This is a genomic window from Clostridium sp. AM29-11AC, assembly GCF_003480545.1.
Classification (GTDB): domain Bacteria; phylum Bacillota; class Clostridia; order Lachnospirales; family Lachnospiraceae; genus Otoolea; species Otoolea saccharolyticum_A.
Genome location: NZ_QUJI01000027.1, coordinates 22,248 through 37,182, shown reverse-complemented (window position 1 = coordinate 37,182; position 14,935 = coordinate 22,248). Strand labels below are relative to the sequence as shown.

The window sequence follows — 14,935 nt, the reverse complement described above, 5'->3', positions numbered from 1 at the left end:
TAATTCTTACCAAAAAGGAGTCATTTTCTTCCAAAGACACAAACTTTTTTACACTACCTCTCCCCCTTCCTTCCCCCTTCCGAAACTTCAGATTCCGGCCGATACAGGGGGGCGCTGCTCATGTATGATTACAGATATGCCGGCTTATTTCAGACCCTTTCTGCTCGCCTGTGCCATTTCGATTCAGCAGTCATTTCGAGCATAAGTCTTTTAAGCTTCTGCAACATCCTGCTCCGGCCGCCTTCTTCCGCTTAATCCCTCTCCCAAGATCCGCTTCCCTCCACACCTCCTAGCACTCCCATCAAAACTCCCATTAAATTAACTCCTGTTAATCCCCATTACTTCCCATCTATACAGACTCCGTCATCCCTTCCCCATTCTCTTTCCCTTTCGCCGTCCACTCACTTCCCAGGGAAAAGGAGCGGTTTTTTTATGACTTCGCTGGAATAAAAAAACCGCTCCTTTTCCCCACCCTACACCCATCCTCCGTCCAGTCCGATAATCTGTCCGGTCAGATAGTTTTCTTTATATCCCAGATGGTAGGCTAAATCGGCCACCTCCTCGGCGCGGCCCAGTCTTCCGGCGGGGATTTCCTCGATCAGGCCAATCAGTTCCTCATCGTCGAGGAAGTGATTCATCTCGGTGTCGATGGCTCCGCAGGCGATGGCGTTGACCTGGATGTTGCTGGGAGCCAGCTCTTTTGCCAGAGCTTTAGTAAGGGCGTTGACTCCGCCCTTTGTGGCAGAGTAGGCAGCCTCGCAGGAGGCTCCGCACACGCCCCAGACAGAGGAGATGTTTATGATCTTTCCCTGCTTTTTTTCAAGCATCATGGGAATGGCCAGTTTGCAGCAGTTAAAGACGGAGGTGAGATTGGTTCTCAGAAGCAGTTCCCAGTCCTCGGGTTTCATATCCTGGAGAAGTCCGATGTAGGAAATGCCGGCATTGTTGACCAGGACATCGAGGCCGCCAAACTGCTTGCGGATTTTTTTAAACAGCTCTGCGCAGTTTTCCGCAACTCCCATATCGCCCAGGTAGGAGAGACAGGATACCTGAAAACTCTCGATCTCTTTCTTTGTCTGAAGGAGCTGTTCCTCACGTCTGACACAGCTGATTACCACATTGTATCCTTTTTTTGCAAATTTTACAGCGATAGCTTTCCCGATTCCCCGGGAAGCTCCGGTGACGAGTACTGTTTTTCTTGCCATAGAGATTCACGTCCTTTCTGAAATGTCAGACAGCACTGTGGAACGCAATGCCATATGCTGCCAGGTTAATGTAATTATATCACATAGAAAAAAAGTGGGGGAGATTTGTTGCGAATATTCGTACTCAAATTGCCGGGAAGGTGAGTGAAGAATTGTCTTTTTTTGATGAAAAGAAGAAGAGAAGGATTTTCCAGCTTTTTCCAGAAAATTGTGCGGTGAAAATTAGAAAATGATGTATACTGCCTATAGAACTTGTGTTATACTTAAAGTTATGAAACATGATGCATGAGAAGTGCTCCGAGGGGAGAGTCGGGAGGACTGGATGGAAAAGATATATGATTTGATTATTGTCGGCTCCGGGCCGGCGGGGCTCGCGGCGGCGATATATGCAAAGCGGGCAGAGCTTGACACTCTGGTAGTTGAGAGAGAGATGATGAGCGGGGGACAGATTCTCAATACGTACGAGGTTGACAATTATCCCGGGCTTCCTGGAAGCTCCGGCTTTGATCTGGGGATGAAATTCCGGGAGCACGCAGACCGTCTGGGAGCTTCCTTTGCAGAGGACAGGATAGAGAAGCTTGAACTTTCCGGTGAGATTAAGACGGTTGTCTGTGAAAAAGAGAGTTACCGTGCGAAAACAGTGATTCTGGCCACAGGGGCCCATCACAGAAAGCTGGGAGTGCCGGGGGAGGAAGAACTCTCCGGAGCCGGCGTTTCCTACTGCGCTACCTGCGACGGGGCATTTTTCAGAGACAAGACTGTGGCGGTGATCGGGGGAGGAGATGTAGCTCTGGAGGACGCGATCTTTCTGTCCAGGATATGCAGCAAGGTATATCTGATTCACCGCAGAGATGAGCTGCGGGGGGCCAAGACGCTTCAGAGCCGCATATTTGAGTCTGAAAAGATTGAGACAGTCTGGGATACGGTGGTGGATGCCATCGAGGGTGAGAACCGCGTGGAGCAGATTGCCGTGTCCAATAAGAAGACAGGTGAAAAGAAAAAAATTTCCGTGGACGGAGTGTTTATTGCCGTAGGCATCGAGCCGGAAAGCGCGCCCTTTAAGGGCACTCTGGAAATGGATAAGCAGGGATATATCATCGCAGGGGAGGATGGCGTAACTTCAGTTCCGGGCGTGTTTGTAGCCGGAGATGTGCGCACGAAGCAGCTGCGCCAGGTGATCACAGCGGCAGCGGACGGGGCCAACTGTGTCACCAGCGCGGAGAGGTATCTGGCAGAGAGATAGGAGGAAATGTACAGATGGAAACGCCATTTAAAGCACTGGCCTGCCTGTGTACGGTTGCCGCTTTAGCAGCGGCAGCGCCTTTCGGAGCGCAGGCGGCGATTAACCTGGAAACTGATGCGTCTGTGGCAGGAGTTTCTGTGGCGATGAACAATTACTATGCAGGCAGCCTTGATCCGGAAACAGAGCTGGCAGAGGCCTTCTCGTCAGATGAGACGCTTGCCCAGGTAGAAAAGAGCGGAAAAGAAGATGCGCCGGTTGTAAAGACCTCCTCATCCTCTGACTACGACAAGGTGGCCGTGTCCCAGGTTTCCAACTATGTCAATGTCAGGACAGAGCCGAATACCACCAGTGACGTGGTGGGTAAGATTTACAACAACTGTGCCGCAACCATTCTTGACACAGTAGACGGAGAGGGAGGAAAATGGTACAGGATTCAGTCCGGTACGGTGAACGGCTACATTAAGGCCCAGTACTTCATTACAGGCGCCGAGGCGGAGAAAAAGGCCAGGGAGGTCGGAACTACCTATGCGAAAGTGGCTCATACCGCAACTCTCCGCCTGAGGCAGGAGCCGAATCTTGAGAGTGCCACCCTTGACCTGCTCTCTTCTGATGCAGAGTATGAGGTAATCGGACAGGAGGGTGATTTCTACAAGATTTCCGTGGACACAGATCTGGTGGGCTATGTGTTTAAGGATTATGTGGACACAAGAGTAGAATTTGACCAGGCTGTCTCCAGCTCCGAGGAGGAGTCAAAAGCCGCGGAGGAAGAGGCGCGCAGGCAGGAGGCAAAGAAGGCTCTCGAAGAGCTGGAAGCTGCCAAGAAAGAGGCTGCCAAGGAGACAGAAAAAGCGCCAGAGACGACTAAGGCCAAGGAGACGACAAAAGCGAAGGAGACCACCAAGGCCAGGGAAACCAAAGAGCCGGATTCGGAATTCAGCGGAACGATTGAGCAGAACCCGGATGGAACGCCTCGGGAAACACAGGAGTCGAAGAAGCAGGAGACTACCAAGGCGCCGGAAACTACCAAGGCCAAGGAAACCCAGAAGGATGACTCGCCAAAATCTCCGGCAGGCCCAGGCAACTCTTCCGGAAACTCAGGCTCGTCCGGCAGCTCCGGAAAGGTTGAGAAAGCTACAAGGACGGCGGTAGTTGCCTATGCAAAGCAGTTCCTGGGAAATCCTTATGTTTACGGCGGGACAAGCCTGACAAACGGCGCAGACTGCTCCGGCTTCACTCAGGCGGTTTATGCTCATTTCGGAATCACTACCGGGCGCAGCTCCAGGGATCAGGCGGCCAGAGGAAAGGAGATTCCGGTGGATGAGGCTCAGCCGGGCGACCTTCTCTTCTATGCCAGCGGAAGCTACATCAACCATGTGGCTATGTACATAGGCGGAGGCCAGGTAATTCACGCCAGCAACCCTAAAACGGGAATCTGCATTTCACCGTCCAACTACAGGACACCGTGCAAGGCTGTCACCTTCCTGGATTAGGGAAAGGTCAGAAAAAGTCCGGCATCAGAGAGACATAAGCTCTGATGCCGGACTTTTTTATATAACAGGAAACTTCGTTCCCTGTTATATAAAAACGCTCCGCGGGGATCGCACTGGGTTGGAGAGGAAAATGCCGCTTTTGCGACCCGCCGCAGGCGGAGAATCCTGCTTTGCAGGATTCTTTCTTGATCTATAGGAAAGAACCTGATTTCCAGTGATACTTACGGTTCGCCAGACGTCTTTTTGGAGGAGGCTTCAAGCTCTGGAAAGGACTTCTGGGTGAAATAGGTGGAAAGAAGAACGGAGGTGTTGGAAAGGCCGAATTTTCGTATCTGCTCCAAAAGGGACTCCAGTTCTGCGGAATTTGCAACCCGCACCTTCAATAGAGCGTTGTTCAGACCTACAATGTGATGATGCTCGATAATAGCCGGAGCAGCTTCACAGAACCGGCAGAAGCCGTCGTATTCCTTGGGAGGTACGTTGATCCAGATAAAAGCCGAGATATGGCTGCCCATCAGCCGGTCATTGATCTTGGCGTGAAATCCCGAGATGACCCCTGAGTCCTTCAGACGATTGATCCGCTCCGCAACGGCCGGAGCTGTAAGGCCTACCTGCTGTCCGATTTCGCGGGTGGAGGTTTTGCAGTTTTTCTGCAGGATATTGATGATTTTTATATCAGTATTGTCCAATCAGATTCCTCCTTTGCAGTATCTTCCCCAAACTATAATAGTATAGACCATTGACGATGAAATGTAAATGAATTCTGTAAGCTGGTTAATCAATCGGAAACAGATTTGTTAGGAAAAAGAATAATCAAAGTAAATGAAAAACCTGTACAATAATGTTGCGTAAATGTTAGAATTATCTTACAATGAAAAAATTATAGCCCTTGAGACCGGATATGGCGAAGGCTGCGAAAGGCTTTGCCCGCCTGGGAGGCGGCGTAAGGCGGAAACAGTGACGGCTGCTGTGATTCGGACAAGAACGGCATAAGGCGCTGAATCAGGAGGTAAAAATGATGATGAACAAGTTGCTTGAGTGTGTGCCCAATTACAGTGAAGGACGCGATATGCAGAAGGTAGAGCAGATTGTAGACTGCTTTCGGGGGAAAAAGGGTGTGAAACTTCTGGATTATCAGACGGATAAGGATCACAACCGCTGCGTTGTGACTGCAATCGGAGAGCCGGAGGCTTTAAGGGACGCAGTCATTGCTTCCTTTGGAAAGGCTGCAGAGCTGATTGATATGACAAAGCATGAGGGACAGCACCCGAGGATGGGAGCTGTGGATGTTGTCCCCTTTATTCCATGCCGCAATACTTCCCTGGAGGAGGCGGATGCCGTTGCAAAGGAGGTAGCGAAGGCAGTAGGAGAGAGGTACGCAATTCCCTGCTTCCTATATGAATCTTCAGCCACAGCTCCCCACAGAGTGAATCTTGCCAGTATCAGGAAGGGCCAGTTTGAGGGAATGGCTGAGAAGATGAAGGACAAGGAGCTGTGGACCCCTGATTTTGGTCCGGAAACCATTCATCCGACTGCAGGTGTGTCAGCTGTCGGAGCCAGAATGCCGTTGGTGGCCTTCAATGTAAACCTGGATACCTCAGATTTGGAGATTGCCAACCAGATCGCCAGAAAGATCCGCCACATTAACGGAGGATACCGCTATGTCAAGGCCATCGGCGTCATGCTGGAGGAAAGGGGGATTGCCCAGGTTTCCATGAACCTGACCGACTATACCAAAACGGCAATCTACCGCGCCTTTGAGGCTGTAAAGATGGAGGCGAGACGCTACGGCGTGCGGGCCGTTGGAACGGAGATTGTGGGGCTCCTTCCCATGCAGGCATTAATTGACTGCGCTGAGTATTATCTTCAGGTTGAAAACTTTGACAGCGCCCAGGTAATGGAGAACAGACTTTTAGAGGAGGAGTAGAGATGGCAGAGTTAAAGGATTTAAGTATTGAGGAGTTTGCCGCCCTGGCGGCATCTGACGCTCCGGCGCCGGGAGGAGGCAGCGTTTCTGCTGTGGCAGGCGCCCTGGCGGCAGCTTTGGCTGAGATGGTGGCAAATCTCACTGTGGGGAAGGCCAAGTATGCCGATGCAGAGGAGGAGATGAAGGAGATTGCAGCAAAGGGAGCAGAAATAAGAAAAACGCTGGTGGACGACATTGAGAGAGACAGTGAATCCTTTACCCTTTATATGAAAGCTCTGGGGATGCCGAAGGACACAGAGGAGCAGAAGGCAGTCCGCAGGGAGGCCATGCAGAATGGGCTTAAGGAGGCGGCCAGGGTTCCGCTCTCTGTGGCCAGGACGGCAGCAGAGATTTTTCCGCTGGCTGATGCAGTGATTGCAAGGGGGAATACGAATGCGGTGACCGACGGTCTGGTGGCTGCCATGATGGCCCGCACAGCCGTGATCGGCGCGCTGTTTAATGTAAAAATTAACCTGGGTTCCATCAAGGATGAGGAATTCAGGGCCGAAATGGAAAAGGAGGTCAGCCGCCTGGAGGCAGAGGCAGTGGAGTATGAGAAGAGAATTTTAAAAAGCTCGGAGCTCTCAGATTCGCTCTGCTAAAAATCACTTAACAAAAGAAAGAAAAAACGTGATTGCATTTTACAAAAACAAAGTATAGAATAGAAGAATGCATTGAACCATACAGTCGGCATCATTTTCAGGAGGAGGAAAAACAAACATGAAGACAGATATTGAGATTGCTCAGGAATCAACCCCGTTACATATCACAGAGATCGCAGAGAGCCTGGATATTGACGAGAAGTATCTGGAACAGTATGGAAAGTACAAGGCTAAGGTGGATTATAACCTGCTCAACGAGGACAGCCGTCCTGACGGAAAGCTGATTTTAGTGACAGCCATTACGCCTACTCCGGCTGGAGAGGGCAAGACAACTACCACAGTCGGCCTGGCAGACGGGATGAGAAAGCTGGGGAAAAATGCGGTAGTAGCCCTGCGGGAGCCTTCTCTGGGCCCGGTATTCGGCGTTAAGGGAGGGGCAGCAGGCGGCGGTTACGCCCAGGTGGTGCCGATGGAGGACATTAACCTTCACTTTACGGGGGATTTCCATGCGATTGGAGCTGCCAACAATCTTCTGGCAGCCATGCTTGACAACCATATTTACCAGGGAAATGAGCTGAGAATCGATCCGAAGCGGATTACCTGGCGCCGCGTGGTGGATATGAACGACAGACAGCTCAGAAACATCGTGGACGGACTGGGACGCCGCGTGGATGGAGTCACAAGAGAGGACGGCTATGACATTACCGTCGCCTCCGAGATTATGGCTGTCCTCTGCCTGGCAAAGAACGTGACAGACTTAAAGGAGAGGCTTTCCAGGATCATCGTGGGCTACACCTACGATGACGAGCCGGTGACAGCCGGAGATCTGAAGGCAGCCGGAGCCATGACGGCTCTCTTAAAGGATGCCTTGAAGCCGAACCTGGTGCAGACCCTTGAGAACACGCCGGCCTTTATCCACGGAGGCCCGTTTGCCAATATCGCCCACGGCTGCAACTCTATTATCGCCACACGCATGGCCTTAAAGCTGGGAGACTACGCGATCACAGAGGCCGGCTTCGGAGCCGATCTGGGAGCTGAGAAATTCCTTGACATTAAGTGCCGTATGGCAGGCCTGAAGCCCTCAGCCGTAGTGGTAGTGGCGACAGTGAGAGCGCTGAAGCATCACGGAGGAGTGGCCAAGGCAGACCTGAATACAGAGAATCTGGAGGCTCTCGAGAAGGGACTTCCGAATCTGCTGCAGCATGTGGAGAACATCACAAAGGTATTTGGCCTTCCGTGCGTAGTTGCCATCAACCGCTTCCCGTTTGACACAGAGGCCGAGTTACAGCTGATCGCCGACAAGTGCAGGGAGCTGGGTGTCAATGTAGCTCTCTCCGAGGTTTGGGGCAAAGGCGGAGACGGCGGCATTGATCTGGCAAAAGAGGTAGTGCGCCTCTGCGAGGAGGAGAATCATTTCCAGTACTGCTATGGGGATGAACTCTCCATTGAAGAGAAGTTAAATGCCATTGTCACAAAGATCTACAGGGGTACAAAGGTAGTGCTGACAGATGGCGCCAAAAAGCAGGCAAAGAGGCTCACAGAGCTGGGCTTCGGCTCCTTCCCGATCTGTATGGCAAAGACACAGTACAGCTTTTCTGACAACCAGAAGCTGACGGGTGCGCCCAGGGATTTCACAGTAACTGTGAGAAATCTGAAGGTATCGGCTGGAGCAGGCTTTATTGTAGCTCTGACAGGCGATATTATGACCATGCCCGGACTTCCCAAGGTTCCGGCTGCAGAGAAAATCGATGTGGACGAAACTGGAAGGATTTCAGGTCTGTTCTAAAAAAGAAATTTGTGCCGCTTTAACAAGCGGACCAGGATTTACAGTGCCGCAGGGAAGTGTACTGCTTCCCTGCGGCACTGCCCTTTCTTCCGCAGTGGAAATTCAGGGAAAATCAGTAAGAAAAATCCCTGCATAAACAGTATGTATTTGGGCTGAGACATGGCTGCGGGCAGAAGGGGAGCGGGATGAATGACACAGATGAAGGATATGGACACAGAAGACACGATGGGAGGAATTTACAAATGAATTTTTTTACACCGGCAGAGATAGTGAAAAATTACAGTGCAGCTGGAAGAAAAAAGACGGAGATGCCGGCAATGAAAATGCTTATTCTAGGTATTCTCTCAGGTATTTTCATTGCCCTTGGGGCAGCGGCCACCAATACAGCGGGACATTCTATTGAAAATGTCTCAGCCATGCGGATCGTTCTGGGAGTGCTGTTCCCCGGCGGTCTTACGCTGGTTGTCCTTCTGGGGGGAGAACTGTTTACGGGAAACTGCCTGATCTCTATTTCCGTACTGGAAAAACAGGCGAAGATTTCCGCCATGATAAAAAACTGGATTGTAGTCTACATCGGCAACCTGATCGGGAGTCTCCTGATAGCCTTTGCATGCGCAAAGTTCGGCCAGTTTAACTATTCTGACGGAGGGCTGGCTGTATTTACGATGAAGCTGGCTGTCACCAAGAGTACTCTGCCTTTTGCAAATGCATTTGTGCTGGGAATTATGTGCAATATGCTGGTCTGTCTGGCTGTCCTTGCAAGCCTCAGCGCCAAAGATACGGCCGGAAAGATAGCGGGAGTCTTTTTCCCCATCAGTTTCTTTGTCATCTGCGGCTTTGAACACTGTGTGGCAAATATGTATTACATACCGGCCGGAATTTTTGCCGCCACTGTTCCGGAGTACGCGGCAAAGGCAGCGGAGGCAGGAGTGAATCTTTCTGCCCTCACTTGGAGTGGATTTTTCATTGGAAACCTGATTCCCGTCACACTGGGGAACCTGGCCGGAGGCCTGGCAGTGGGAATTCTTATGTGGCTTGGCCATGCATGGGAGAAGGAGAAAAAATAAGAAGCGGCAAGAATAATAGGAAAAGGAGTCAGACGTTTGCGTAAGTCCGGCTCCTTTTTCTTATGAGGACAACATCCGATCTGATCCTGCCCAGGCAGGCTATTTCTTGTCGTCCTCGCAGTTCATGTTGTTCAGAGAACAGGAGAGATCGTCTTTTCCATCTACACAGTTCATATCGTTGAGTCCGCAGCTGGAATCGTCGTCCTCCCCGAGACAGTTCATATCGTTCAAGCCGCAGGTTTTGTCATCGTCGCTGATTCCGTTTAAGTTGGCCCAGCCAGTCTGTTTCTTTTCTTCCATCTCCGATACCTCCTCATACTTTGATAAGCATATTATATCCGCACAGAGGAAAAAATTCAAGGAGAGGCGGCTGCAAATAAAAGGAATTAAGAGCAAAATTTGACAATTAGAAAAAATTGTACAGACTTTTGGGAAACAAGGGAGGGGACTTCAGGATTCGTCTGCTATTTATGGGGCGAAGAGTTGCTTTTTCTCTATACTGCCGGTATAATGGAACCATATGACAAAGCCCCAAACCAGTGTGACTGAAAAAAGGGGCAGAGAAAAAGCGAGGAGGATAAGATGAAGGCGCGCTGCAGATGCGGAAGCTATTTTGCAGGATAGCGGTTGCGCTGACAGTCAGAAGGGAGAAAGCAAGATATGAGTCAGAGTCTGGAAGCGAAAATTCCAAGTGAGAGCAGCCTGGTGAATGAGGAGCTGAAAAAAAACCTTAAGATGATTTTTGAGAGACTGGTGCGCCCGGTCTGCCTGAAGGCGGTACTCGATCCGGAACAGCCGGCCAGCGTGGAGATGGGATCCTTTTTGAAGGCAGTGGCGCAGCTGAGCCCCTGGATAGAACTGCAGCTGCTGGAACGGGGAGAGGACAGTGAGGCGGATGGGGCGCTGGACACAGAACATCTTCCCTCTACAGGGCTGTTCGGGGAAAACGGCTATCTGGGAGCAGCCTTTCTGGGAGTTCCGGGAGGAAAGGAGATTAATTCTTTTGTGGTGGCTATCCTCAATGCGGCGGGGCCTGAAAAGGAACTGGATCAGAAACTGCTTAAAAAAATCGCAAAGCTCAAAAAGAAAAATGTTATCCGCGTGTTCGTGTCACTTTCCTGTCACCACTGCCAGAGTGTTGTGACAGCAGGGCAGACCCTGGCTCTTCTGAGCCCCAATGTGGAATGTACTATGGTAGATGCAAGGCTGTATCCGGATTTAGTGGAAAAGTACAAGCTCTCGAGAGTGCCGGCGATTCTGATCGGGGAAGCGATGTACATGGGAGAAAAGAGCCTGGAAGAGCTTTTAGCCCTTCTCCGGTAGGAAGAGAAGAAAAAATTGTGCAAAATGACAATAAAATAACGATATATTGACTTAAATTGTGTATTGTGTTAGGATAATTTATAATCAAAGATGAACCAGGAGAGAGGAGCAGGTTGAATAACGGCAGAGATGCCGTTTTTAACCCGGCTCTTTTTTATATAACAGGAAACTTCGTTCCCTGTTATATAAAAACGCTCCGCGGGGATCGCACTGCGGCAGAATAGAATTTGCCGCAGAGACGGCCTGCCTCTATGGGCGGGCGGCGGACTGAAGGAAGGTGTGATATGGAACAGAAGCTGTATGATACAGTGACAGACTGCCCGGTGATCGCGGCTGTCAAGGATGAGGCAGGGCTTGAGAAGTGCCTTAGCTCAGATATCCAGATTGTGTTTGTGCTGTATGGGGATATTGTCGGAATCCCGGAGATTGTGGAGAGGATTAAGGAAAAGGGAAAATTTGCCATGGTACATGTGGATCTGATATCCGGCCTTTCAGGAAAGGAGATAGCGGTTGATTTCCTTCACCGGAATACAAGGGCTGACGGGATTATCTCCACAAAGCTGCCGCTCATCCGAAGAGCCAAGGAGCTGGGAATGGCAACGGTGTTCCGTTTCTTCGTCATTGATTCCATGGCGTTTGACAATATTAAGAAGCAGTATGATGCGGCTCTGCCGGATTTTGTGGAGATTCTTCCCGGCATTATGCCGAAAATCATAACAAGGGTTACAAAAATGGTATCCGCGCCTGTGATCGCAGGCGGTCTGATTGGGGAGAAGGCAGATATCTATGCGGCTATTGAGGCCGGAGCCATTTCCATCTCATCCACGAATCAGAACACCTGGTTTATCTGAGAGGAGGCTTTTGGATGTCAGACACGAAAAGAAGGCTGGCCCAGGCACTGAAGGAGCTGATGGCGGAAAAGCCCATTAAAAAGATTACAATTCAGGATATCGTCGAGCGAAGCCACATGACGAGGCAGAGTTTCTACTATCACTTTCAGGACATCTATGAGGTGATCGAACTGATCTGCCAGTATGAGCTGATTGACCAGATTGCCTACCGGCAGGAGGAGAGCTTTTCACACTGGCTGGAACATCTCATGGCACTGATAGAGGAAAACCGGTGGTTTTACAGAAAAATGCTTCAGGAGATGGAGTGGGATCGGGTTGCGAACCACCTGAAACCTGCGGTAGAGGCTCAGATTCGCCGCCTGGTGGGGAACATGCTGACAGAGAGTGAGACAAGGAGTCTTTCAGGGGGAAGAGAACTTCTTGTGGATTTTTTGACAGAATCGGTGATCCAGTACATTTTCCGATATGTATCCTGTCGGAAGGTTCCAAAGGAACAGAATGCACAGAATCTCAGGGAGCTTTTGCAGGTATGTTCGCTGATTTGCGCCAAATGTGCATCTTCGTCTAAAAAAAGCGAGGAAAAGTATACTAAAAACAGGATAAAAACAGCTTGAAGTTGTTCTGTTTTAACAATTTGAGATTATTGTCTAAAGACATTTGACAATAAAGATGCTACCATAAAACTATATTATGTAAGGAGGGGTTTCTTATGGCAAAGTATGTAATGGCATTGGACGCTGGAACTACCAGTAACAGATGTATCCTTTTTAATGAAAAGGGTGAGATGTGCAGCGTGGCGCAGAAGGAATTTACACAGTATTTCCCAAAACCAGGCTGGGTTGAGCACAATGCAAATGAGATCTGGTCCTCTCAGCTCTCCGTAGCAGTGGAGGCTATGGCTCAGATTGGTGCGACCGCAGAGGATATTGCCGCTATCGGTATTACCAACCAGCGTGAAACCACGATTGTCTGGGATAAGGAAACAGGGGAACCGGTTTACAATGCGATTGTATGGCAGTGTCGCCGTACCTCCGAATACTGTGATTCTCTTAAGGAGAAGGGGCTGACAGACAAATTCAGAGAAAAAACAGGCCTTGTCATTGATGCCTACTTCTCAGGAACCAAGTTAAAATGGATCCTGGACAATGTTCCGGGCGTGAGAGAGAGAGCTGAGAAGGGTGAACTCCTGTTCGGTACAGTGGAAACCTGGCTGATCTGGAAGCTGACAAAGGGTGCTGTCCATGTAACGGATTACTCCAACGCATCCAGAACGATGCTGTTCAATATCAACACACTGCAGTGGGATGATGAGATCCTGGCAGAGTTAAATATTCCGAAATGCATGCTTCCTGAGGCAAAGCCATCCAGCTGCGTATATGGCGAGTCGGATCCGTCCTGGTTCGGCGGCCCCATCAAGATTGGCGGCGCAGCAGGCGATCAGCAGTCCGCTCTGTTCGGACAGACCTGCTTTAACCCGGGCGAGGCAAAGAATACATATGGAACCGGCTGCTTCATGCTGATGAACACAGGCGAAAAGCCGGTATTCTCCAAGAACGGACTTGTAACTACAATCGCATGGGGACTTGACGGCAAAGTAAATTACGCCCTTGAGGGTTCCATCTTCGTTGCAGGTGCAGCGATCCAGTGGCTGAGAGATGAGATGAGACTGATCGATTCTTCCCCGGACTCTGAGTACATGGCCAAGAAGGTTAAGGATACAAACGGATGCTACGTCGTTCCGGCCTTCACGGGACTGGGCGCTCCCCACTGGGATCAGTACGCAAGAGGAACAATCGTAGGAATTACGAGAGGCGTCAACAAGTATCATATTATCCGCGCTACTCTGGAATCTCTGGCATACCAGACAAACGACGTACTGCAGGCTATGCAGGCTGATTCCGGCATTCATCTTGGAGCACTCAAGGTGGACGGCGGCGCCAGCGCCAACAATCTGCTGATGCAGATCCAGTCTGATATTATCCAGGCTCCGGTACATCGCCCGAAATGTGTAGAGACCACAGCCATGGGAGCTGCTTACCTGGCAGGCCTTGCAGTTGGCTACTGGGCAAGCAAAGAGGATGTAATTAAGAACTGGGCGATTGACCGTGTATTCGCTCCGCAGATTGAGGCTGAGGAGAGAGATAAGAAGGTCAAAGGTTGGAATAAGGCAGTGAAGTATTCCTTCGGCTGGGCGAAGGAGGATTAATCCCGACAGCGGTCACGGGGTGAGCTGCAGGCGGGGAAAGCACAGACTGCCGGCAGCTTCAATGCAGTGTGAATTTTGTGGATTGATAAAAGGGCGGCGGGAAAGACATCAGTTTTTCCCCGGGAGGGGAAACTGAATTTCCGCCGTCCGTGACAGGAGAAGAAAAGGGGGAAATTTTATGCTGCCATATATAGCTGAATTTTTGGGAACCATGATGCTGATCCTTTTAGGCGACGGCGTTGTAGCTAACGTGAATCTGAATAAATCCGGTATGAAGGGCGGAGGCTCTGTCCAGATTACCTTTGCATGGGGTCTTGCGGTAATGGTTCCGGCATTTATCTTCGGAGCCGCCTCCGGCGCTTCTTTCAACCCGGCTCTGACTTTGGCTCTGGCCATTGACGGAAGTTTTGACTGGGCACTTGTCCCGGGCTATATCATTGCTCAGTTTGCAGGAGCCTTCGTGGGAGCCTGCCTGGTATACATCCTGTTTAAGGATCAGTTTGACGCAACTCCCGACGCAGGCACAAAGCTGGGCGTGTTCTGTACAGGTCCTTCTATCGACAACAAGCCGCTCAACATTCTGTCTGAGGCAATAGGCACATTTGTCCTTGTATTTGCTATCAAGGGTCTTGGCAATGTTCCAGGAGCAGCAGAAGTCGGCTTAGATAAATTCCTGGTATTCGGAATCATCGTATCCGTCGGCATGTCCCTGGGCGGTCTGACAGGATATGCAATCAACCCGGCCCGTGATCTCGGCCCGAGAATTGCCCATGCAGTTCTTCCGATTCAGGGCAAGGGCGGTTCCAACTGGGGCTATGCATACGTTCCGGTAGTTGGCCCGATCATTGGCGCCATCGTCGCTGTATTGCTCTATGGAGCTATTCCATGGTAAAGCACAACTGAACGCACGGAGTACGTGAAGTTGTGCGCTACTCAAACGGAGCAAAGCGGAGTTCGAGTTTCCCGGAACGGCACGGAGTGCGTGAAGTTAATTAAATAGGTATTGCATGGAGAGATGAGCCGGGCAAGGAAATCATCAGCTTACAGGCTGGTTTCTTTTGCCTGGCTTTTTGTATCATAGGAAATCCCTTTGAATTTCCTGCGATACAAAAAGTCCTGCCGGGCGGGATGCGCACACCGCGCAGAGGAAAAAGGCTGCTTAAGGCAGCCGCGCGGCGGGATTTTCACCGTCTGAT

14 protein-coding genes are annotated in these 14,935 nt (G+C 50.6%); 11 read left to right on the top strand and 3 right to left on the bottom strand.

Going from position 1 to position 14,935, the window contains the following annotated elements:
- Nucleotides 1-473 precede the first annotated feature (473 nt).
- Complete coding sequence (gene fabG / locus DW757_RS15135) at nt 474-1,205, bottom strand: 3-oxoacyl-ACP reductase FabG (protein WP_118752142.1); 732 nt, start codon at nt 1,203-1,205, stop codon at nt 474-476.
- Nucleotides 1,206-1,527: 322 nt separating this feature from the next.
- Between fabG and trxB the strand changes: the two genes are divergently transcribed.
- Together trxB and DW757_RS15125 are read left to right on the top strand one after the other, a co-directional pair.
- Nucleotides 1,528-2,448 (top strand): thioredoxin-disulfide reductase, encoded by a 921-nt coding sequence (gene trxB, locus DW757_RS15130; RefSeq protein ID WP_118752141.1) that lies wholly within the window; start codon nt 1,528-1,530, stop codon nt 2,446-2,448.
- A 14-nt stretch (nt 2,449-2,462) separates the two neighbouring features.
- On the top strand, nt 2,463-3,938 hold the full coding sequence (locus DW757_RS15125; RefSeq protein ID WP_008399397.1) for an NlpC/P60 family protein: 1,476 nt from the start codon (nt 2,463-2,465) through the stop codon (nt 3,936-3,938).
- A gap of 221 nt (nt 3,939-4,159) precedes the next feature.
- Here DW757_RS15125 and DW757_RS15120 read toward each other — a convergent pair whose 3' ends face one another.
- Nucleotides 4,160-4,627: an Lrp/AsnC family transcriptional regulator gene (locus tag DW757_RS15120; RefSeq protein WP_118752140.1), complete on the bottom strand. Its 468-nt coding sequence runs from the start codon at nt 4,625-4,627 to the stop codon at nt 4,160-4,162.
- 329 nt (nt 4,628-4,956) lie between these two features.
- Here DW757_RS15120 and ftcD point away from each other — a divergent pair, with 329 nt between their 5' ends.
- The 4 genes from ftcD to DW757_RS15100 all read left to right on the top strand — a co-directional run bounded on the left by ftcD (nt 4,957) and on the right by DW757_RS15100 (nt 9,359).
- The gene (gene ftcD / locus DW757_RS15115; RefSeq protein ID WP_015574747.1) at nt 4,957-5,865 is read left to right on the top strand and encodes a glutamate formimidoyltransferase; all 909 of its coding nucleotides are present in this window, start codon (nt 4,957-4,959) and stop codon (nt 5,863-5,865) included.
- A gap of 2 nt (nt 5,866-5,867) precedes the next feature.
- On the top strand, nt 5,868-6,506 hold the full coding sequence (locus tag DW757_RS15110) for a cyclodeaminase/cyclohydrolase family protein (protein WP_118752139.1): 639 nt from the start codon (nt 5,868-5,870) through the stop codon (nt 6,504-6,506).
- Between the two features lie 118 nt (nt 6,507-6,624).
- A complete protein-coding gene (locus tag DW757_RS15105) occupies nt 6,625-8,292 on the top strand; it encodes a formate--tetrahydrofolate ligase (protein ID WP_118752138.1) in 1,668 nt (555 codons plus the stop codon).
- Between the two features lie 242 nt (nt 8,293-8,534).
- Entirely contained in the window at nt 8,535-9,359 is an 825-nt protein-coding gene (locus DW757_RS15100) for a formate/nitrite transporter family protein (RefSeq protein ID WP_015574750.1), read from the top strand.
- Between the two features lie 99 nt (nt 9,360-9,458).
- Here DW757_RS15100 and DW757_RS15095 read toward each other — a convergent pair whose 3' ends face one another.
- Entirely contained in the window at nt 9,459-9,659 is a 201-nt protein-coding gene (locus DW757_RS15095) for a hypothetical protein (RefSeq protein ID WP_008399385.1), read from the bottom strand.
- Nucleotides 9,660-10,019: 360 nt separating this feature from the next.
- Between DW757_RS15095 and DW757_RS15090 the strand changes: the two genes are divergently transcribed.
- From DW757_RS15090 to DW757_RS15070, 5 genes are all read left to right on the top strand, one after another.
- Nucleotides 10,020-10,682 (top strand): thioredoxin family protein, encoded by a 663-nt coding sequence (locus DW757_RS15090; protein ID WP_118752137.1) that lies wholly within the window; start codon nt 10,020-10,022, stop codon nt 10,680-10,682.
- Nucleotides 10,683-10,966: 284 nt separating this feature from the next.
- Complete coding sequence (locus tag DW757_RS15085) at nt 10,967-11,533, top strand: glycerol-3-phosphate responsive antiterminator (protein WP_015574752.1); 567 nt, start codon at nt 10,967-10,969, stop codon at nt 11,531-11,533.
- Between the two features lie 14 nt (nt 11,534-11,547).
- Nucleotides 11,548-12,147 carry a TetR family transcriptional regulator gene (locus DW757_RS15080; protein WP_008399382.1) on the top strand — a complete coding sequence of 200 codons (600 nt, stop codon included), beginning with the start codon at nt 11,548-11,550 and terminating at the stop codon, nt 12,145-12,147.
- A gap of 95 nt (nt 12,148-12,242) precedes the next feature.
- On the top strand, nt 12,243-13,739 hold the full coding sequence (gene glpK / locus DW757_RS15075) for a glycerol kinase GlpK (RefSeq protein ID WP_008399380.1): 1,497 nt from the start codon (nt 12,243-12,245) through the stop codon (nt 13,737-13,739).
- Nucleotides 13,740-13,917: 178 nt separating this feature from the next.
- Nucleotides 13,918-14,631 carry an MIP/aquaporin family protein gene (locus DW757_RS15070; RefSeq protein ID WP_008399378.1) on the top strand — a complete coding sequence of 238 codons (714 nt, stop codon included), beginning with the start codon at nt 13,918-13,920 and terminating at the stop codon, nt 14,629-14,631.
- Nucleotides 14,632-14,935: the final 304 nt, after the last annotated feature.